The 18,705-nt window shown below is 65.9% G+C and carries 21 protein-coding genes; 7 read left to right on the plus strand and 14 right to left on the minus strand.

Translation table 11 applies throughout. The features are described from left to right. Positions 1-108: 108 nt before the first annotated feature. On the plus strand, positions 109-519 hold the full coding sequence (locus VFC51_00355) for a hypothetical protein (GenBank protein HZT05456.1): 411 nt from the start codon (positions 109-111) through the stop codon (positions 517-519). Here the strand turns inward: VFC51_00355 and VFC51_00360 are convergent, their stop codons facing one another. The 3 genes from VFC51_00360 to VFC51_00370 all read right to left on the minus strand — a co-directional run bounded on the left by VFC51_00360 (position 520) and on the right by VFC51_00370 (position 2,432). Then, positions 520-1,290 (minus strand): VOC family protein, encoded by a 771-nt coding sequence (locus VFC51_00360; GenBank protein ID HZT05457.1) that lies wholly within the window; start codon positions 1,288-1,290, stop codon positions 520-522. It lies immediately after the preceding gene. Between the two features lie 103 nt (positions 1,291-1,393). Then, positions 1,394-1,837, minus strand: a complete 444-nt coding sequence (locus VFC51_00365; protein ID HZT05458.1) for a VOC family protein — start codon at positions 1,835-1,837, stop codon at positions 1,394-1,396. Positions 1,838-1,964: 127 nt separating this feature from the next. Then, positions 1,965-2,432, minus strand: a complete 468-nt coding sequence (locus VFC51_00370) for a CHRD domain-containing protein (protein ID HZT05459.1) — start codon at positions 2,430-2,432, stop codon at positions 1,965-1,967. Positions 2,433-2,770: 338 nt separating this feature from the next. On the opposite strand from VFC51_00370, the gene VFC51_00375 reads away from it, so the two are divergent. Further along, positions 2,771-3,034: a hypothetical protein gene (locus VFC51_00375; protein ID HZT05460.1), complete on the plus strand. Its 264-nt coding sequence runs from the start codon at positions 2,771-2,773 to the stop codon at positions 3,032-3,034. 61 nt (positions 3,035-3,095) lie between these two features. Here the strand turns inward: VFC51_00375 and VFC51_00380 are convergent, their stop codons facing one another. Both VFC51_00380 and VFC51_00385 read right to left on the minus strand, forming a co-directional pair. Next, positions 3,096-3,518, minus strand: coding sequence for a nitroreductase family deazaflavin-dependent oxidoreductase (locus VFC51_00380; protein ID HZT05461.1), 423 nt, complete (start codon positions 3,516-3,518; stop codon positions 3,096-3,098). A gap of 83 nt (positions 3,519-3,601) precedes the next feature. Beyond that, positions 3,602-3,826, minus strand: a complete 225-nt coding sequence (locus tag VFC51_00385; GenBank protein HZT05462.1) for a PspC domain-containing protein — start codon at positions 3,824-3,826, stop codon at positions 3,602-3,604. A 387-nt stretch (positions 3,827-4,213) separates the two neighbouring features. Between VFC51_00385 and VFC51_00390 the strand changes: the two genes are divergently transcribed. Next, complete coding sequence (locus VFC51_00390) at positions 4,214-5,119, plus strand: hypothetical protein (protein HZT05463.1); 906 nt, start codon at positions 4,214-4,216, stop codon at positions 5,117-5,119. A 28-nt stretch (positions 5,120-5,147) separates the two neighbouring features. On the opposite strand, the gene VFC51_00395 is transcribed toward VFC51_00390, so the two are convergent. Continuing rightward, positions 5,148-5,657 (minus strand): DUF3500 domain-containing protein, encoded by a 510-nt coding sequence (locus tag VFC51_00395; protein HZT05464.1) that lies wholly within the window; start codon positions 5,655-5,657, stop codon positions 5,148-5,150. A gap of 166 nt (positions 5,658-5,823) precedes the next feature. Then, entirely contained in the window at positions 5,824-6,450 is a 627-nt protein-coding gene (locus tag VFC51_00400) for a hypothetical protein (protein HZT05465.1), read from the minus strand. Positions 6,451-6,658: 208 nt separating this feature from the next. Between VFC51_00400 and VFC51_00405 the strand changes: the two genes are divergently transcribed. Next, entirely contained in the window at positions 6,659-7,174 is a 516-nt protein-coding gene (locus VFC51_00405; protein HZT05466.1) for a YceI family protein, read from the plus strand. Between the two features lie 166 nt (positions 7,175-7,340). Here VFC51_00405 and VFC51_00410 read toward each other — a convergent pair whose 3' ends face one another. The 4 genes from VFC51_00410 to VFC51_00425 form a co-directional block, all read right to left on the minus strand. Beyond that, complete coding sequence (locus tag VFC51_00410) at positions 7,341-9,086, minus strand: peptide ABC transporter substrate-binding protein (GenBank protein ID HZT05467.1); 1,746 nt, start codon at positions 9,084-9,086, stop codon at positions 7,341-7,343. Between the two features lie 306 nt (positions 9,087-9,392). Further along, on the minus strand, positions 9,393-9,914 hold the full coding sequence (locus VFC51_00415; GenBank protein ID HZT05468.1) for a CoA-binding protein: 522 nt from the start codon (positions 9,912-9,914) through the stop codon (positions 9,393-9,395). Between the two features lie 200 nt (positions 9,915-10,114). Next, positions 10,115-11,821: an ABC transporter substrate-binding protein gene (locus VFC51_00420; protein HZT05469.1), complete on the minus strand. Its 1,707-nt coding sequence runs from the start codon at positions 11,819-11,821 to the stop codon at positions 10,115-10,117. Positions 11,822-11,951: 130 nt separating this feature from the next. Then, positions 11,952-12,707, minus strand: a complete 756-nt coding sequence (locus VFC51_00425; GenBank protein ID HZT05470.1) for a glucose 1-dehydrogenase — start codon at positions 12,705-12,707, stop codon at positions 11,952-11,954. A gap of 146 nt (positions 12,708-12,853) precedes the next feature. Here VFC51_00425 and VFC51_00430 point away from each other — a divergent pair, with 146 nt between their 5' ends. Beyond that, entirely contained in the window at positions 12,854-14,590 is a 1,737-nt protein-coding gene (locus VFC51_00430; protein ID HZT05471.1) for a peptide ABC transporter substrate-binding protein, read from the plus strand. Positions 14,591-14,653: 63 nt separating this feature from the next. Here the strand turns inward: VFC51_00430 and VFC51_00435 are convergent, their stop codons facing one another. Then, entirely contained in the window at positions 14,654-15,082 is a 429-nt protein-coding gene (locus VFC51_00435; GenBank protein ID HZT05472.1) for a nuclear transport factor 2 family protein, read from the minus strand. A gap of 51 nt (positions 15,083-15,133) precedes the next feature. On the opposite strand from VFC51_00435, the gene VFC51_00440 reads away from it, so the two are divergent. Further along, positions 15,134-15,811, plus strand: coding sequence for a TetR/AcrR family transcriptional regulator (locus VFC51_00440; GenBank protein ID HZT05473.1), 678 nt, complete (start codon positions 15,134-15,136; stop codon positions 15,809-15,811). 826 nt (positions 15,812-16,637) lie between these two features. On the opposite strand, the gene VFC51_00445 is transcribed toward VFC51_00440, so the two are convergent. After that, a complete protein-coding gene (locus VFC51_00445; GenBank protein HZT05474.1) occupies positions 16,638-16,994 on the minus strand; it encodes a hypothetical protein in 357 nt (118 codons plus the stop codon). A gap of 160 nt (positions 16,995-17,154) precedes the next feature. Here VFC51_00445 and VFC51_00450 point away from each other — a divergent pair, with 160 nt between their 5' ends. After that, positions 17,155-17,850 carry a dienelactone hydrolase family protein gene (locus VFC51_00450; protein HZT05475.1) on the plus strand — a complete coding sequence of 232 codons (696 nt, stop codon included), beginning with the start codon at positions 17,155-17,157 and terminating at the stop codon, positions 17,848-17,850. Between the two features lie 286 nt (positions 17,851-18,136). Here the strand turns inward: VFC51_00450 and VFC51_00455 are convergent, their stop codons facing one another. Beyond that, a complete protein-coding gene (locus VFC51_00455) occupies positions 18,137-18,703 on the minus strand; it encodes a VOC family protein (protein HZT05476.1) in 567 nt (188 codons plus the stop codon). Positions 18,704-18,705: the final 2 nt, after the last annotated feature.

Raw genomic sequence — 18,705 nt, forward strand, 5'->3', positions numbered from 1 at the left:
CGGTTCGCCTCCCAGTTTGCCGCCCGAGTCTAGCATGCCTAGAATGGAGTCTGACTCCGTGCTCGCGCGATTAGTCAGAAGAACGAGGTTCATGCTGGAGGATGGGACGTGCTGGGTGAGAAAATCGGCGAAATGACCGGCCGCGTGACGGGAATGCGAGTCCTACCCGGCGATGACTACCGCTTCATCAAGATGGAGATCACGGTTGACGAATCCGGCAAGGTCTTCGGTGTCGACGCGCGAAACATCGGCACATACACCGTGTTCGAGCGGGTCCCGGGCCAGCTCTATGGCTCAGGGCAGGGCATTTTGGAGACATCCGACGGCCAGGGCGCAATCTGGACTGGTCACGGCGTCAGCAAGATGATGGCTGGCATGCGCGCGGCTTTCCGATTCTCCATCGCCTTCCAGGCCGGCCCGGGCGGCTCGCTCTCGCGGCTCAACGAAGTCCTTGTCGTCGGCGAGCACGACGTGGACGAACAGGGGAGGACGAAGACAACGATCTGGGAGTGGAAGTAACTACCGCGCTCCGATAAGCGCGAACAGGGCGTGCTGGGGATCCGTTCCCTGCACGATCCACATCCCCCCGGGGACCTCCATGGGACCATTGACGATCTGTCCGCCGGCCGTTCGGACCCGCTCGACCGCGCCGTCGATGCTGGCCACGTTGATGTAGTACGTCCAGTAGCCGGTGGGTGCCTGGGGCGGCTTGGTCATCATCCCGCCGAGAGTCACGTCGTCGGTGCCGAAGATCTGATAAACGCCCATTGGCCCCATGTCCATCGCTTCCTTCTTTACCCATCCGAACAGGCGCGAGTAGAACGCGAAGCCTGCTTCCACGTCGCTGGCGTAGAGCTCGTTCCACCCGATGTGTCCTCGCTCCATTTGCTGCACGGTCGATTCGGAGTCCGGATTTGCCGGGGTGTAGATTCCGATAACGGAACCGCCGGGGTCCGCGATGGGCGTAAAGCGCCCGACGTTCGGAATGTCCATCGGCGGGTTGAGCACGCGTCCTCCACTGGCGGTGGCCTGATTGGCGGTCGCGTCGACGTCCGCCACGGCTACGTAGCCCAGCCAGTTTGGGGGAGCACCCATTCGCCGCGCTGGCTCGGGGAGTGTCATGAGCCCCGCCACGTGCTCGCCGCCGGCCTTGAACACCCAATACTCCATTCCGGGTGTTTGCGCGTCCATCGGCTCCCAACCTACCACGCGGCTGTAGAAATCGCGCGCCGCGGGCAGATCCGTCGTCAGCAGCTCATACCAAACAAAGGTCCCGTTCGTGATCGGCATTGTTTCCTCCCGGCGAGCGGTCTGCGAGTTCGATGTCGAAGGGATGAGGGGCACACAATCATCTTAGCCCGTCGCGCCGGTTATTCGCGCCCCCGGCCGGGGGTCAGTCCTCGAAGGGGAATCCGCGCCGGGTCAGCTCCTGGCGCGCGCGCTCGCGGCTCTCCATGGGGACCGTGAATTCGAAGTGGTACCCGTCGGGATCGTCAAACATGATTGACATGCGTGTGCCGAAATTCCCAAAGCGCAACGGGATGCCAAAGGATCGAAAGCGCTCAACCCACGTGTCGAAGTCCTCGTACCGGATAACGTAGGCATGGTGCTGGCCCTCACCGCCGGGAGATGGGCGCTGATGGTCGTCGGGCTCGAAGAAATCGATGGTCGTGTTGGCGAGCCGAACGGCGACCGGTCCGCCGCCGGCCCGCGAGCGCTCCCGCGATTGCGCGCCGAGAACCTCCGTGTAGAAGCGCTTGGTGCGCTCGATGTCGCTCGAGACCAGGGTCCAGTGGTCGATGCGCTCAACGGGCGGAGCCTGGATGTTGACTGCCATGGCGCTTCTCTCCGGGGTCTTGATGACAGATGGTAGCATGCGTGCCGACCCAGCGGGTCCGCGGAACCGTTCTCCATGGGCGGTGCCCGGCCGATCACCACGATCGGTCGGACCGGACAGATCGGCGCTAGGGCGCGAGCTGGCCTCGGATGGCGCCGCCGGGGAAGTCCCCATCATGGATATTAAAGTAGTAACCGCTCGGGTTCTCAGCGATGGACTGAAGCAGGCCCGCTTCCACCTGGGTGCACCCGGCGAATGAATTCGTCGTCGGCCTCGGCAGGTCACCACCGCCGCCCACGAAACCCACGACGATGGGGCCATCTTCACCGGCGACGCCCCGGTGGATGTGCGCGCCCGTGACGGGCAGCGAGCCAATCGCATAGCTCGCCTCCACGCAGATCGCACCCGCGGCAGAATCGAGGGTGATCAGCGCGGTCCCGCTGCCGGTGGGGTCACCCCCGCTGGGCTCTGCCGCGCCGCTCAGCGTGACGCCGAACGATGGGCCGCCGGAGACGGGGCCGCCCTTTGCCGCCACGGAACCAACGAGAACTAGGGTCAGGACGACGAAGAGCACCGGTGCCACGAACCGCTTCACGGAACATCCTCCTCGAATCTCGATCGTGAGCTGCGAGCCGATCTTGGCACATCCTGCTCGAGCCCGATTAGTTCTACGTGAGACGTCCAACCGCGGATTGTCGTCTACGCGTTTCAAATTGGCAAGGTCATCCATCCTTCTTCGCCCGCTGGCCGTGAATGACCGTTTCCGACGGGCTCTCGCGCCAGCATCCGCTGCTCCCCGGCACCACCCCGGCAGATGGCAAACGCGCTACCCCCATGGGTCTGGAGCACGCGCGCTTGGCCCACTTATGGTCATGGGAGAGGCAAGGAGCGCGACCCGGCAGCCGGGCAGGATCGGCGGGGTTAGGATGAGCCATGCGGCAGCGATCGAGACCCCAGACCTTTGCCGAGCGCGTAGGCGCAACACACGACGAAGAGCAGCGCGAGGAAGACTCATACCAGCCGCCCGTGGAGCTGCTGATCGAAGCCCGTGAGATCAAAGAGGAAAAAGCATACCCGAGTTGGTGGCTGCTCTTGATCGGGTTCGAGCTGCTGGCCGCCTGCCTGATCATCGCCGTCGCGATCGTGCTGGGTTACCTCTACGTGACGTCTCGTGTCCCGGAAGGTTGGCTCTTCTGAGCGCGACAGTCCGTTTGAGCGCCGCTGAGACATGGCGCGCCGAGCGCACCCGGTCGCGGACTTAGGCCTCCTCCGTTCGCTGCAAGATGACGACCGGGATGATTCTGGACGTCTTTCGCTGATAGTCGGCAAATTGTGGGAAGAGTTGTGCCTGGCGAGCGTAGAGAGCGTCGCGGTCTGTCCCACTGGCGACGGTCGCTCGCGCCGAGTACCGTTCCGCGCCGATTTCGACCGTCACCATCGGGTTGGCCACCAAGTTGTGGTACCAGTCGGGGTGAGTCGGCGAACCGCCGTGGGTTGCGAATATCGCGAGCCGGTCGCCGTCGCGCAGGTACATGACCGGCGTCGTGTAGGGCTTGTGGCTCTTCGCGCCAATCGTGGTGAGAAGCAGCAGCGGCCGCCCCGCTTGCTGGCCGCCGACGATTCCTCGGTTGGCCCGGAACTCCTCGATAACGCGCCGATTGCGCTCGCGCGGGTCCTGCACCTTCTCCTCCTTTCCTGCCCTTGTCGATTGGACCTGGGCGCCGATACCGAGTGGACCTGCACCGCTCGTCGAGGCTCGCTTGGTCAGGGGTCTTCAGGGCTCGGCGGAATGATGAGCGCAAGGGCAACGTACAGGAGGACATCGAGCGCCAGCATCGGCGGTAGGAATATGCTGACAATGACCCAGACGACCCGCGCGATCGTGGGATCGACCCCGATGTACTCCGCGATTCCGCCTACGACCCCGGCGAGCATGCGGTTCTTTCGGGAGCGGTACAGGCGTCGCGCGGGTCCACCCTCCGGTTGCACGAGACGACCTCCTGCGTACTGCGACCCCAGTCACCGCGTCCTTCGACGTCGCTCTTTCTCTACTCTGCCTCTCAGGCAGCCAGCGGTCAAGCGGCCGATGTGCGGGGACCGACAGATCCTATACACCCCGAGGTGCGGGGCAATGACGTCGAAACCAAGGGTGATTCTGACGGTGAGCCCAGAAGCGTTGGCCCGCGCGGACGGGTAGTCGTCTCCTCCCTCGGCGGGGCTTCGCGAACCACCCGTGCGGCCGTGTGCACCCCCGGCGAAGGGCGCGTACCGTTTCTCTGTCGGCGGCGTAAGTCGCGGCAGGAGACGGACGCGTCCACCGGTCCGGGTGGGCCGGCGCCAGCGAGGCGCTGTTTGCGGAAGGGGGTAGGCTCTCTCGTGCGCAGGCTCACGCTTGTCGCCCCGCCAGACTCGTTCAGTGGCATCGAGGCCATGCGTACGGCCCGGGGCTGGCCGTCGCGCGCCCCGGTGCTGCTCTCAATCGCCGCCATGGCCCTCTCGCTGATAGGTTCCGCGGCCGGCTTTTTCATCCCGGGGGTCTATCGCGACGCCCCGGTCTGGGCGGCCGCCGCACGAGGGTCGGACCTCGTCAACCTCGTGATGGCGCTGCCCACCCTCGCGGCGTCGATGATCCTCGCCAGACGTGGCTCGATCCGGGGGCAGCTCGTCTGGCTAGGCGCGCTCGGCTATCTCCTCTATGCGTATGCGATCTATGCGTTCGATGTGGCGTTCAACGAGCTATTTCTCGTCTACGTGGCGGCGCTCGGACTCGTATTCTGGGCGCTCGTGACACTCCTCCCGCAGGTCCATCCGAGCGTCGTGTACGGACGGCGGCGGGAGGGGATGCCGAGGCGGCTCGTCGCCGGGTACCTGGTCGTCGTCGCGAGCGCGACGTTCGCTCTCTGGGTCCGCCAGGATATCCAAGCGCTCGTCAGTGGCGTCACCCCGGCGGGCGTCCGCGCCGCGGGGATTCCCACCGATCCCGTCCACGTCCTCGACCTGGCGTTCTTCCTCCCGATCCTCTGGATCGCGGGAGTCCGGTTGTGGCAGGGCAAGCCGACCGGTTACCTTCTCGCGGGGGCGCTCCTCCCGATGGTGGTCTTCGTCGGGACCTCCGCCGCAGCGGCGGTGGTCATCGAAGGCGCCTCTTCGTCCGGTGCCGCGGGGCCGGCAGTGGGGCTGGCACTCGTGGCCGGCGCAGGCCTTGTCCTTGGCGTCGCGTTTCTGGGCCACCTCCACGAAGGCCGTCTGGTCGCCGTTCGCCCGGGGCCACCCGGCTCATAATCGCCACGCGGCGCGAAGGGAGCTTCGGTCAAGTCTCGCGCGCGGCGACGTGCTGGCGAAGAATGTCGCGGCCAGAGTCGTTTCCGTTCGGGGTGCGGACCACGGTGTGGATGTGCGTTCGCGTGGGCACGTCATTGTCGAGAGCGATGCCGGCCTGGTGATCGAATTCGATCAGCAAGACTGGGCTCTGAACCCGATAGGAGGAGACGCTCTCGTCCCCGCATTCGCCAGCCCATGCGAAGAAGCTTTGGACAGGTGTTCCCGTACCTCGTCCAGCTTTACGCGCGCCCCGCTGCTCGGCGCTGAGGCTGCCGAGGTACGCCTCGGCAGCGCGCCACATCGGCTCCGTCGAGGCTCCGGTCGCGCGGATCGGGAAGAGGCCAGGCTCGTCGCGGCCGTCCGCGGTGACGCCGACGAAGGGCTCTGCCACCGCCGCTTGTGCTCGTTCTCGCAAGCGTGGCGCGGGAGAGGCGATGTGGCGGGCGGCGGTCCCCGGCGGGCGGGGGCGCGGTCGATAGGCGGCGGATTCGCCTGCCATCGCGATCCTCCTCTGCGCCGATCAAGCCCGTCCGGATGCACCGCCGTCCTGATGGGAAACCCCGGATGCCCTCGCCTGCTGGAGATGCTTCACGGCGCTGAGCGCGATTATTGCACGGCAATCCCCCTCGCTCGGTCCGACGAGTCGCCGGAGACGCGATACTCGCTCATTGCGCTGGGAACGGAGCGATGATGCGCTGGATTCGCTGCTGCAGGGGCGTGCGGGTGAGCGAGGCAATCTTTTTGACGTATGTCGGGAAGGACGTATCGGCCTCGTTGGCCGCGAAGAACGTATCCATGTCCGCCATGCTGCCGAATAGCAGCGTGACGGTGAAGGCTGGACCCGCAATCGAACCAATCTGACGCTCCAGCCGGGCGCCGGCCACTCCCGGCCTCTTCGTGTGTATCCGCTCATCGAGCATCGCGCGCAGCTCTGGGCCCTTGCCCGCGGCCGGTGCCTGGCGATTGCGGATTGCGAACTTGGGCCGGACCGACAGCGGGCCCGTCGTCGCGAGCTGCTCGTACAGGAAGGTGATGCGCTCTTGCGCAAGGCACTGGTTGATCTTCTGACCTTGCGCCTGGAACGTCGCGTCGAGCGGTCTGTTTTGATAAGCCTCTATGGCCGCCAGATCCTCGAACCGCAGCGCGTGGACGTAGGCGACCTGGGGCGAGAACATATTCGCGGCGAGGGCGTGGGGAACCGTGCTGGGTGAGTTGTTGCGCTCCTCCAGCGCGGCACGAAGCTCGGCGCTCTTTCCGAGGGCTGGGACGTGGACGATTCGCTGGGTGTACACGGCGCGCCTCCTTTCCGGCTTACCGGTTCGCGGCGGCTCGCGTCCGCCGCGGCCGCAGGAACCGTATGTCCTGAGTGCGATTGCCGCCACGAATTCTCGGTCCGAGCGGACGAACGGAACCCGAACTCTTGGAAGAATTCGTGTTCCACGCGGAGACACACCCGACCTGCTGCCTTATCATTGCGACCACATTTCGTGGGAGTGCAAGATGGCGTGGGAGTATGACCCGAACCTTTCGAAAGTGGAATGGGCGGTTGGCTATCTCGGGATCGCCACCATCAAGGGCCGATTCACCAAGGTGCAGGCAAGGCTGAATGTGGATGATCCCGATCCGTGCAACTGGTCGGTCGATGCGACCATCGACGCCGCGAGCCTCTTTTCCGGGCACCAAGCGATGGATGACCACGTGCGCAGCAGCGACTTCCTCGACGTCGACACCTTCCCGACCATCGCGTTCAAGACCGCGCGGGTCGAGCGCACGGCCGACGCGTATCGCATGATCGGCTCGCTGACGCTGCACGGGGTGACGCGCGAAGTGGCGCTCGAGGGTTCCTATGGGGGCGAGGCGACTGACGCGCGCGGGCGGACGAAGCGGGGCTTCAGCGCACGGGCGACGCTCCGGCGGAGCGATTTCGGGATTCGAAGCGGCATGGTTGGCGATCGCTCCGTGGCCGGGGAAGAGATCCGCGTCAGCATCGACGTCGTCGCCAATAAGGCAGACTAGCGGCAACGGACAGAGCAATCCGCCCATGGCCAGATCAACTCCGACGACAACCGCCGTGGCTTCTCCTTCAGGAGTGGCCGCGGCTGCGAGGTGATCACGCAGCCGTCCATTCGCACCTTCAATGGGAAGCACCACACCGAGCCCGCCGCCGTCTGAGCTCGGCCGCCTATCGGACGTCCCAAGTGTGGGGGAAGTAGGACGGTGGATTGATGGGGTTGCCCGGCGTAGCGCCCACAACGCGCCCGGCCACCACGTACGGATAGGGGTAGTTGTACAGGGGCATGAAGGCCACGTCGTCTACGAGGACGCGATTGGCCTCAGCCCAGACTTCGATGCGCTCGTCGCGGCGGAGCGTGCGGTCCACGCGACGGAGCAGCTCGTCCGCCGCAGGATTGGCATAGCCATTGCGGTCGGTCCCCGCCCAGCGATTCTGGGGGCCCGCGATGAGGGCGCTGTTGAACCGACTGAGGAATCCAGTCTGATTGTCGGGAAGCGCCGTGAACCAAACACCCGAGAAGGTCGCCTCCGCCTGCACGTCGGCGGGCACGGAGGTGTCCAGCGCCAGGTCGATACCGATGGCGCGGTATTGTTGCTGGAGCACGGGGAAAATCATGCCGGCGTCGCTGGACGCGTTTCCCGTGCGAAGACTGAGCTGGAAGCGCTCGCCGAGCTTCGTCAGCATCCCGTCAGGGCCTTTCTGCCAGCCTGTTTCGGCGAACAGCGCCTGCGCCCGGGCCGGATCCGGGTCATAGTGGATCGCCCGCTCCTCGACGACCTTCCCCAAGGCGCTGTCCGGATACGTGGTGCTGTTCACAACCTCAGCTGCACCGGGCGCGGCGGTTTCGGCAAGCTCCGCCCGGTCCATCGCGTACATGAGCGCCTTGCGCACGCGAACGTCGGTAAGGTCGCGAGGCGTCGCGTAGTCGGGCCGCAGCTGCGGCAGCAGGTGCCTCGCGTTGTTTGGCTGCATCTCCACGGTGCCGCCGCCCGCCTTGGACCATTCTTGCGCGATGATCCGTGCACCCTCGTTGGAGATGGTCCAGTACGCGATGTCAATCCGCCCGGCGAGCATATTCGCGAGAGCAGCCTGCGTGTCGCGAATAATCGTGAACGTCACGCGATCGATCTTTGGTCGGCCGAGGAAGTATGCGTCGTTCGCTTGGAGGGTGATGGAGCTGCCGCGGTCCCACGCCACGGCACGAAACGGGCCGCTGCCGACGAACACCCCGGGATCGGTGAAGTACGCGTTGTCTGAGAATCCGGCCCGTTCCACATCCCCGAGGACGTGGCGCGGCAGCACGTCGAACTCGCGCACGCCGGCCTGAATGCCCAGTTGGCTCACCTGACCCCAGATGAAGGTCGCCGTGTACGGATCGGGAGTCTCTACCGACTCCACATATCGTGCGATCCCTTGGGGGGCCAGCGTGGTCGTCGGATCTTTGCTGACCTCCCAGCTGAATTTCAGATCGTCGGAGGTCAGCTCGGCGCCGTCCTGCCACGTGATGCCGTGCCGGAGCTTCCAGGTAACCTCCATGCGATCATCGTCCAGGACCTTCCACGTCCCATCATCGAGCGACGGAAGGTCCGTGACGAGCCAGGGCACCAGCTCATCCCGAGCGTCGTGGGTCGTGAGATACGCGTTCGTGAACTCGCGGAAGTAGCGGCTGGGAACCGCGGCGGCGCCGAGCCCGGACATGCTGCCTGCCAGAGCCGTAGGGTCGATGGGGAATGCGATGGTAATCGACTTCGGAGAGGTCTCGGTGGCCGGCGCCTGGGCTCCAGGCGCCGCGCGCCCCGAGGGACCGCCCACGCACCCCGTCGCGATGACCACGAGCGCGGCCACATTCGCGCTCGCGCCGCGCTTGAGCCACCCCGCCCATCGCGCGGTGACGGACGACCGTGTGCAGGCCATGTGCCCTCCCGTCCTGGTGCTCCACGGAGCGCCCGATTATACTGGCCGTCGCGGCGCGTCACGGCCCGTCTCCAATCCCGCGAGGATCCCGCGCGCGGGCTGAGCGAAGGTTGCGCGATCGTCGCGCCGGTGTATGGTCCGCGTCACACCCGCGCTATGAGAGGACGAATCGGGTCCAGACGCTGGAAGGGACGAACGCGTCCGGCATCTGCCGAGCGATCTCCACCGTTGCGCGCTGAGACCGGCCCTCAACGATCCATCGCCGTCCGTGGGTCGGCAAGACGAAGCGCCGGCGAGAGTTCGACGCTATGCCGGCAAGCCGCCGGTGACGCGCAGCATCCAACGCATGCACCGGTGTCCGAAATCGGCGCCACGGACGTACATCATCGGACACGCTCCCGGAATCACGGTAATGCCGTGCTCTCGGCAGAATCCGACGGCCTCCTCCGAGACGCTCGTCCCGGCCCGAATGAGCGACTGGTGCATCCAGATCCGCGGGACCCCGGCCTCCACGCATTGGCGCGCGATGACCTCGGTTACGGCAGGACGGTTGACGACGACGACGCCGTCCACCCCGCCGGGAATGGAGCGCAGGTCCGGGTAGCAGACCTCTCCTTCGAACGTGCTGATCGTCGGATTGACCGCGAACACCTGGTAGCCCGCGCTCTTCAGCTTCCGGTAGATGACGTTGCCGGTCGTCGACCGCTTCGCGGATACGCCAGTTACCGCGATCCTCCGCTGGGCGAGGAAATCCGCGATCCTGGCATCAAGCGGGGGGGATGGACGGACCGCGTGGATCTCGGGCGTGCGAGATGCGGGTTGAGCCATGACGTTCCTCCGAACGGAGCCCACGCTCCTCCGGAGAGCGTACGTCCATCACGCGCGACCCGCCCCATACCCGAGGGTGGGTCGCGCCGCAGCGCCCGGGTGGGGAGATTCAGCGGGTCGGGCCCTTCCCGGGTCGCTTCCCACGGCCATGCGCATCGGGGGCGGCGCAATTCGGCAGAGGACGGGGTCCGTCCGGCCCCTTAGCTCGCCAGCTCCCATTGGTACGCGTTCCAGGGGCCGTCCGACTGGAAGTTCTTGATGCGGTGATTCACCAGGTACGTTCCGCCACCGTACATGATCATGAAGAACGGCAAGTCGGTCGTCAGGATGTGATCGATCTGGCCCATCATCTCCCGCCGCTGGTCCAGCGGGATCGTGACGAATACCTTGTCAATCAGGTCGTCGAGCTGCGGATTGAAGTAGCGAGAGCGATTGCCCGTGCCAGCGTAGTCGTTCTCCGGGAGAGAGGTGGTCCGGCTATGGAGGTTCTTGAGTCCGCGCACGTCGGCCGGCTGGCGCACGATCTCCATCGCTGAGAAGTTCGCGCGGTACTCCCGATCGCTGGCCTGCTGCCGCGGAATGACGTAGGTGTTTACGGTCATGCCGACCTGCTTCCAGTTGTCGGCCGAAGTGAGCATGATCTTCTCGCGCAGATCGTCGCCTCCCGTCGTCCGGACCTGCCAACCCAGCGGCTGGCCGGCGCCATCGCGCATGGTGTTGTCCGCTGCCATCGTGTATCCGATGCCCCGCATCATCTCGACGGCCTTTTTCGGGTCGTAGGGGTACTTCACCGTGTATCGGTCCTGGATGGCGCGATATTGGGGTTGGTTTGGAGCGATGAAGCTGTTGGCTACGTCGCTCTGACCCGGGGCGAGCGCCTCAACCATCGATTGTCGGTCTAGCGCCGTGAGGGCGGCGCGACGGAACGTTACGTCGGTCATGATGGCTGGGTCGGGGTCGCGAAGCTGAACGAAGGTATCGATGATGCTAGCGCTGCTGTAGTCAAGGTACGTATCGCCGTCGGTCCATCGCTGCTTGACCTCCAGAGTTTGGGGCCCGGACAGGTTTCGGCCGAGGGTCATATCGACCGCGCCTGCCAGGAGGTTCGCCTGGAGGGTGCTCGCGTCTTCGATGAATCGAACCTCGATCTCGTCGATCTTCGGGCGGCCGAGCACGTAGTGATCGTATGCCGTCATGGTCAGGTGGCTGCCCTGTTCCCAATTCTTCAGCTTGAATGGTCCGGCGCCAATGTGCGCCTGGTTGAAGTAGGGATCGTCCGGGAGGGCTTGTTTGTCGCTGTTGTAGGTCGTCTCGAGGAGGTGTTTGGGAAGCGGGAGACCGCCGTCCTGGTCGCCAGCGCCGAAGAGGGTGTCCGCTTCAATATACGGATCTTTCCAGCGCACGACCATCGTTCGGGCGTCGGGCGCCTCGTAGCTGGCCACGTGGTCAAAGAGCGGATCGGTACTAAAAAGCGGGACATCCTGGTCCATTCCGACCTGCATTGTGAAGATGAGGTCGGCAGTGGTAAAGGGCGAGCCGTCCTGCCACTGGACCCCATCCTTGAGCGTCCAGCGCATCTCCATCGTGCCGTCCGGGTTCACCTTCCACAGGCCGTTCTCGACCGTGGGGACAGCTTCCGCCAGCTCTGCATGGCGGTCGCCGCCGCCTCCGCGAGTGAGACCCGCGTCAAGCAAGGCCTCGAGGTGCTCGACGCCGCGCCAGTGGGAGCCCGGATTCAGGATCTTCGCGACGATAGGCGGGTCCGCCATGATGGCGACGACGATGCGTTTGGGCGCGGTGGAGGCTGCGCCCCGATCGGCGCCGGTCGTCTGCCGCGTCGGAGGGGTGGCGCAGGCCGTCGCTATTACCGTGAGGGCCAAAACGATGGGCACGATGGATTTCGACACGGATCAGCCTCCCGCTGGTCGTCGGTGTTGTTCAAGCCGGCCGCGTTTGCCGCGCGACGCGATACCCGGTTTGCCGAAACGCACCATCGGTCCATGCTACCACGCGGCCGGTGCTTCCGGAGGCCGCGCGTCAGTCGCGCGGGGGGAGGACGCGGAGCGCGCCCCCGTCCACGAGCAGCTCGACGCCGGTGATCGCGTCGGCATGGTCTGATGCAAGAAACGCGACGGCCTGCGCGACGTCTCCTGGCGTGATCTGGCGGCCGATGAGGTTCCGGACGGTCCAGTTGCGCGGCACCTCGCCTGCCTCGACGGTCGTGGCAACACGGTTCGGCGTCACCGCGTTGACGCGGATGCCGTAGGGTGCGAGCTGCGCCGCCAGGCACTCGGTCAAGTGAAGGACGGCCGCCTTCGCGGCCGGATATGCCGTCGCGTCGGTCCGGGCCTGGTGCGCCGAGGTCGATGCGATGTTGACGATGCGCCCTCCCCGGCCTGCGTCCACCATGGTTTGGGCGACGCACCGGGTACAGAGGTAAACGCTCTTCAGCGAAATGTCGATGATCCGGTCCCACTCGGATTCCGGCAGCTCCAGGATGTTGGTGCGGTCCACCACGCCGACGTTGTTGACCAGCACGTCCACCGCGCCGAATCGGCCGACCGTTTGGGCGACCATCCGCTCGACGTCCGCGCTGACGGTCACGTCGGCCTGGATGGCCATCGCTCGGTCCCCATGGGCCACGCAGATGTCAGCGCTCACCCGCTGAGCGCGATCTCCATCTCGGTCGACGACGGCGACGGCCAATCCGTCGTCCGCGAGCTGCCGCGCGATCGCCTCGCCGATATTTCGTCCCGCGCCAGTCACGATGGCCACGTGCGCCTTCCGTTGCACAGAGATCTCCGTTCGTCGGTGCGCGTTTCTCCCGCGACGTCGCCTTTCTACCATGACACGCCCTAACCCGGGGAACGCGAGGCAGGCGCTCTTTGATCGGTGACCGGTGGTAAGCTAGCGCAGCGTTCTGTGTGACGGAGTAGCTCATGGTCCGCCTCTCGATCAGCCTCAGCCGCGCCCGAACGGGAGCATCGGTTCTCTTCGTGGTCTCGATGCTGCTGCTCGTCAGCTGCGCACCAAGCAGCCCGTCGCGGCCTTCGTCGCCGGCCTCGCAGCCTTCAGCGCCGTCGCGCATTATGGCCGTGGTGAGCGGGGACCCGCCCGTGCTGTACAGCAAGCTGGCGGACCCGGCCATCGCGGGAGTGAGCGCGATCGAGGCGCTGGTGAACGTGGGACTGTCGATCCAGGACCAGGCGGGCGTGGCGCGGCCCCGTCTGGCCGAGTCGCTACCTTCCGTGGAGAACGGCCTCTGGATCGTCTCCCCTGATGGCACGATGGAGACCACCTGGAAGATCCGCTCGGGCGCGCAGTGGCACGATGGCATTCCCCTCGACGCGGATGACCTGGTCTTCACGTCCCAGGTTGTCCGCGACCCCGATCTGCCGGCATTTGGCGACCCCGCGCTCCGGGCCATCGCTGACGTACGCCCTGTGGACGAACGGACCGTCGTTGTTTCGTGGAGCCGGCCATACATCTACGCCGACCAGATGTTTGGCACCCTCGCAATGCCAATCCCGCGCCATCTTCTCGAGAGCGCGTATTCAGATAGCAAGGCCACGTTCACCGACCAGCCGTACTGGAGCCACGGGTTCGTCGGCAACGGGCCATTTCGGCTCAAGGATTGGGAGGCGGGCAGCCACCTCGTCGTCGAGGCATTCGACGGCTACCTCCTCGGCCGGCCGAAGATCGACGAGATCGAGATCCGCGTCATTATCGATACCAACGTTCTGGTCTCGAACGTGCTCTCGGGCGAGGTCGACGTCTCGCTGGGGCGCAACGTCTCGCCCGAGCAAGCCGCCCTCCTCCGGCAGCAATGGCAGGGCGGAAGGGTCGACGTGGGGCGTTTGACCCTCGCGCTGAACGTCTGGCCGCAGTTCGTCAATCCCAGGCCCCAGGTCGTGAGCGACGTGCGGTTCAGGCGTGCGCTCTATGCCGCGCTCGATCGCCAGACCATGGCGGAAACGATCGAAGGGGGCCTGTCCTACGTCGCGGACGGCTGGATCACGCCAAGCCTGCCGGAGTATGCCGACGTTGCGCAGTCGCTCGTACGGTATGAGTACGACCCGGCCCGGTCCAGGCAAGAGATTCAAGCGTTGGGCTTCAGTATGGGGCCCGACGGAACCTGGCGTGATAGCGCCGGCCTCCCGCTCTCGGTGGAGATCATGACGATCGCGCTCCCCGAGATCAACCAGCGCACGCTGCTGACGGTGGCGGATAGCTGGCAGCGGGTCGGCGTGGGAGTCGAGCCGAACGTGGTGCCCACGCAGCGAGCAGCCGATCCGGCCTCCCGGTCCAGCTTCCCCGGATTTCAGATCCTTCGGTATCCCTCGGACGTATTCACGAACGCGGCGGGCGGGTTCCACAGCCTCGCCGCCCGGCTCCCCGAGAACAACTTCATCGCTCGGGGACCCGGAGGGGGCCTCAACTGGTCGCGATACGCGGATCCGGAGATGGACGGCCTGGTCGAGCGATTCTATGCCACGGTTCCGCGGCGGGAGCGGTTGCAGGTCGCGGGCCAGATTCTGCACCAGGTCACCGACCAGCTCGTCGTCATGCCGCTGTTCTGGGACCCATCCTTGAACCTGGTGAGCAGCCGCGTGCTGAACGTGCCGCCCATCGGCGACGCCGTGCCGTGGAACGCCGAGGAATGGCAGACGACGTAGGCCAAATGCCCGGGGCTGCGAGCGGAGGCGCCGCGTAGGCGGTCGGCTCGCGGCCCCGGGGGCTCACGCCAGCGTGCAGCCGAGCTGCTGCTGGATGGCGGCCAGGTCGCACCAGGCCTGCTCGCGCGTGATCTTGCCGTCCTCAACCTCGAAGACGTGGAGGAGGCGAAAGCTCACCGGTCCGCTCTTCCCTTCGCAGAGGAAGGGGCGCCCGTCCTTGACGCGCCCGTGCCACATCGTCTCGTCGATCACGAAGTTGTCGCCGTAGTAACGGCGAATCGGCGTGACGCGCTCGCCCTCGACGTTGGCGAAGAGCATCTCGTAATACGAGCGGATGCGCGCCTTGTCGGTCGAGGCGCCCATGGGCGACGGGACGACCTCGTGCTCGATCCTCTGGGCGAGGCTGTCCACGACGGCATCGACGTCATCGGTCGCTTCGAAGCGGAAATGGTCGTTGATGATCTGGTCGAGCTGGGCTGGGGTCGCGCTCACGGCACCCTCCTCAGACTTTGTGTCTCTCGATGATACTTGTAGTATCATGAGATGCAGCGTATCATAAAGGGCATGGACATCTCGCGTCAAGACCCCCGCAGGAATCAGAAGGAGCGGACGCGCGCGGCGATCGTCGACGCGGCGCGCTCCCTCCTGCGGGAAGGAGTCACCCCAACCGTATCGACGGCAGCCGAGGCCGCGAAGGTGTCCCGGCCGACAGCCTACCGTTACTTCCCCACCCAGGACGCCCTCCTGAGCGAGATCATGGACATCACCCCGAGCACCGAGCCGGTGGATGAGGCCGTGCGGCGTCTGGACACTGCCGATCCCCGCCGGCGCCTCGGCCGGCTCCTCGACGTCTTCAATCGCATCGTCGTCGACGAGGAGAGCCGTTACCGGGCGGCCCTTCGCGTCTATCTCGACACGTGGTTTGCCGCGCGCAAGGCGGGCGAGGCGGCACCCGCGGTGCGCGCTGGGCGGCGCCGACGCTGGCTGGACGAAACTCTCGCTCCGCTGCGGACGACCCTTCCGCCCAAACGACTAACCCGGCTGAAGAACGCCCTCGCCCTGACCATGGGCATCGACAGCCTCGTCATCCTGAAGGACGTCTGCGGCCTGGACAACGCCGAGGCGCTGGCCGTGCTCCGCTGGGCGGCGCTCGCCATCCTCGACGCAGCGGTGGCGGAGGCCGACGGGCAATCAAGCGCCGACGGCCAGGTACAATCGTGACCGGCGCCGTTGACGCGGACTCATGGCCCACGAGATCGGGACGCCGAACCATGCGCACGAGGTCTGGTTCGCTCAGCACACAGGGAAGCCGCCAATCCCAGCGCGCCGGATGACGAGGATTGCCGTGGACCCAAAACTCGAGCGCTCGCAATGCGAACCGGAGAACGTGCGGGGTTCGGCGACTTTGACGCCTTTTGAGCAAGAGTGTCCGCGGTGCGGATATCCGATCTCCAATCTCGCCGGCGGCAAGTCGCCCTGCAGGAATTGCGGATACCGGGAGGGATGCTGCTAGCGTCCGGTTAACCGTCATCCCGAGGGCACAGCCCGAGGGATCTCCCGGGCGCGAGATGCCTCGCTGCGCTCGGCATGACGACCGAACCGTCATCCCGAGGGCACAGCCCGAGGGATCTCCCGGGCGCGAGATGCCTCGCTGCGCTCGGCATGACGACCGAACGGTCATCCCGAGGGCACAGCCCGAGGGATCTCCCGAGCGCGAGATGCCTCGCCGCGCTCGGCATGACGACCGAACGGTCATCCCGAGGGCCCAGCCCGAGGGATCTCCCGAGCGCGAGATGCCTCGCTGCGCTCGGCATGACGACCGAACGGTCATCCCGAGGGCCCAGCCCGAGGGATCTCCCGGGCGCGAGATGCCTCGCTGCGCTCGGCATGACGACCGAACGGTCATCCCGAGGGCCCAGCCCGAGGGATCTCCCGGGCGCGAGATGCCTCGCCGCGCTCGGCATGACGACCGAACGGTCATCCCGAGGGCACAGCCCGAGGGATCTCCCGGGCGCGAGATGCCTCGCCGCGCTCGGCATGACAGACCTCAGTGATCCGGCCGGTGGCGGCGCTTCTTCTCCCCGGGCCTGGCGCCCGGCTCGTGGCCCGGTGGGCCCGCGCGCGGAGGCGGGGGCGCGAGCTGCGCTGGCTTCGCGGCCGAGGTCGGCCGCGGTAGCTCGGCACTCGCCGCGGGGGACGGAGTAGGCGTCGCGACGGGTACCGCGGGCTCCGGCGGCGCGGCCGCATCGCCAGCGACGTCGGTCTGCGCCGGGGTTGGTGTGGTCAGGGTCGCAAGCCGCGAGAACCCGACGAGGTAGAGCGGAAGCGACGCGAGACAAACCAAGGCGAGGGCCAGCGTGAGGCGTTGCGCGCCCGGGCCCAGCCCGGAGTACCAGTCGCGCACGAGTAGCTCTCCAACGGCTGTGCTGTCTTGCCTTGCTCTTCGAGTTTAGCAGCGCGGCTGCGACCGTTACCGGCTCCCACCATTGATGTGCCGCGCCACGAGTGATAGCATCGGCGCCGAGTCATCCAACCGCGGCAGCGACACGTAGGGGAGAAGGACGATGCCAGAGGCGACGGTACAGCTCAATCAGAACACGGTGGGGTTTGAGGCGCGACCCGATACGGTCGATCCGCAGCCGGGCGTAATCATCGTTCACGAGGTGACTGGCCTCAACGACTACATCAAAGAGGTGGCCAATACCTTCGCCAAGCAGAACTTCGTCGCACTGGCCGTGGACCTTTACGAGGGGAAGACCGCCCAGGGGATGGAGGATGGCGCGCCGCTGAGGGAGAAGGTTACCGGCGCGGTGTTCCGCGAGAAGATCGGGGCTGGGATCGAGTACCTGAAGACTCGCCCCTACTGCACGGGCGACCTGGGCGTGACCGGGTTCTGCATGGGCGGCGGATTTGCGCTGTGGGCCGCCTGTCTGTTCCCTGACGACCTCCGTGCGTGCTCGATGTTCTATGGCCGCATCGGCGACCTCGGTCTGCTCCAGAACCTGCAGCATCCCGTCATCGGGAACTTCGGCGCAGAGGATACGGGGATCAGCACGTGGGCGGGGCAGCAATTCTGGCCCGAGATGATGAAGCTGGGCAAGAGCCTGGACATGAAGCTCTACCCGGGCGCACCGCACGGCTTCGCGCGACACACGGACCCGCGCGCCTATCGTGCGGAGGCGGCGAACGACGCCTTTGCACGCACGTTCGATCTCTTCAACAGGACCCTTCGCGTGGCTCACGCAACGGCCCGCCGCTAGAGGGCCGCACCGAACTGTCATTCTGAGCCGGCAGTCGAAGAATCTCGCGAGAAGTGATCGTTACTGCGTAGATCCTTCGCTTCGCTCACCATGACCGGTCATTTTTCGCCCACGTCTCCAGGGCTGTTTCGCGAAGCCTCTTACGGCTGCCTGGTGAAGGTTGGCGGTGAGATGTGGCTGCTCGCAGCGACGCTCTGTGACGTGCCTCTGTTTACACGATAGACCGGCTTGATGAGGAGCCGAGACCGTGCAATGCTCGCGCTACGACGCGCGGTCGGCTTGCCGGTCAGTCCCTGGCGCGCGCGCGTTGGGATTCGAGCAGATGCGACGCCGATGCCGGCGGCCAGGTCCGTGGGCTGTAGACGAGTGTCCAGGGATCATACTGCCCCATCCACGCACGGTCGTTCATCGGGTAGTCCCATGCAACCAGCTCGAGCTGGTTGCCGTCCGGGTCGAGGAAGTGCAGCTCCACTCGTGTGGGCACGCCCATCGCCTCTTGGTCAGCTTCTCTGAAGAGCAGAGCGTGGGGAACCTCCCACTCCTTGAGATGCTCGACCCAGGCATCGACCTCTGCGCCGGGGATGGCGAAACCCCAGTGGGGATTCGTGCTGTCGACGGGATTCCATCCGTAATACTGTCGCACGAGCACCACGTCGACGCCTTCGCAGATGCGAACTCGCACCGCTGGATGGTCCACCTGACTCATCTCGGTTATGCCGCGTGCTACGACATCCCCGCCCAGCACGTGCGTGTAGAAGAGCTCGGCTCGTGCGAGGTCGCGAACGGGGAGGGTGAAGCGGTCGACGCCATCCAGATCGAGGGCCTTTGTGGCGCGGGGATTCGCTCGCGGCATGG

Source organism: Chloroflexota bacterium (assembly GCA_035652535.1).
Taxonomy (GTDB): domain Bacteria; phylum Chloroflexota; class UBA6077; order UBA6077; family SHYK01; genus DASRDP01.

Bases quoted from the DNA above. Each gene is read 5' to 3' on its own strand.
- VFC51_00360 (HZT05457.1), bottom strand. From the start codon at position 1,290: ATGCCGATCACGAACGGGACCTTTGTTTGGTATGAGCTGCTGACGACG.
- VFC51_00365 (HZT05458.1), bottom strand. From the start codon at position 1,837: ATGGCAGTCAACATCCAGGCTCCGCCCGTTGAGCGCATCGACCACTGG.
- VFC51_00375 (HZT05460.1), top strand. From the start codon at position 2,771: ATGCGGCAGCGATCGAGACCCCAGACCTTTGCCGAGCGCGTAGGCGCA.
- VFC51_00395 (HZT05464.1), bottom strand. From the start codon at position 5,657: ATGGCAGGCGAATCCGCCGCCTATCGACCGCGCCCCCGCCCGCCGGGG.
- VFC51_00405 (HZT05466.1), top strand. From the start codon at position 6,659: ATGGCGTGGGAGTATGACCCGAACCTTTCGAAAGTGGAATGGGCGGTT.
- VFC51_00410 (HZT05467.1), bottom strand. From the start codon at position 9,086: ATGGCCTGCACACGGTCGTCCGTCACCGCGCGATGGGCGGGGTGGCTC.
- VFC51_00415 (HZT05468.1), bottom strand. From the start codon at position 9,914: ATGGCTCAACCCGCATCTCGCACGCCCGAGATCCACGCGGTCCGTCCA.
- VFC51_00430 (HZT05471.1), top strand. From the start codon at position 12,854: ATGGTCCGCCTCTCGATCAGCCTCAGCCGCGCCCGAACGGGAGCATCG.
- VFC51_00440 (HZT05473.1), top strand. From the start codon at position 15,134: ATGCAGCGTATCATAAAGGGCATGGACATCTCGCGTCAAGACCCCCGC.
- VFC51_00450 (HZT05475.1), top strand. From the start codon at position 17,155: ATGCCAGAGGCGACGGTACAGCTCAATCAGAACACGGTGGGGTTTGAG.
- VFC51_00455 (HZT05476.1), bottom strand. From the start codon at position 18,703: ATGCCGCGAGCGAATCCCCGCGCCACAAAGGCCCTCGATCTGGATGGC.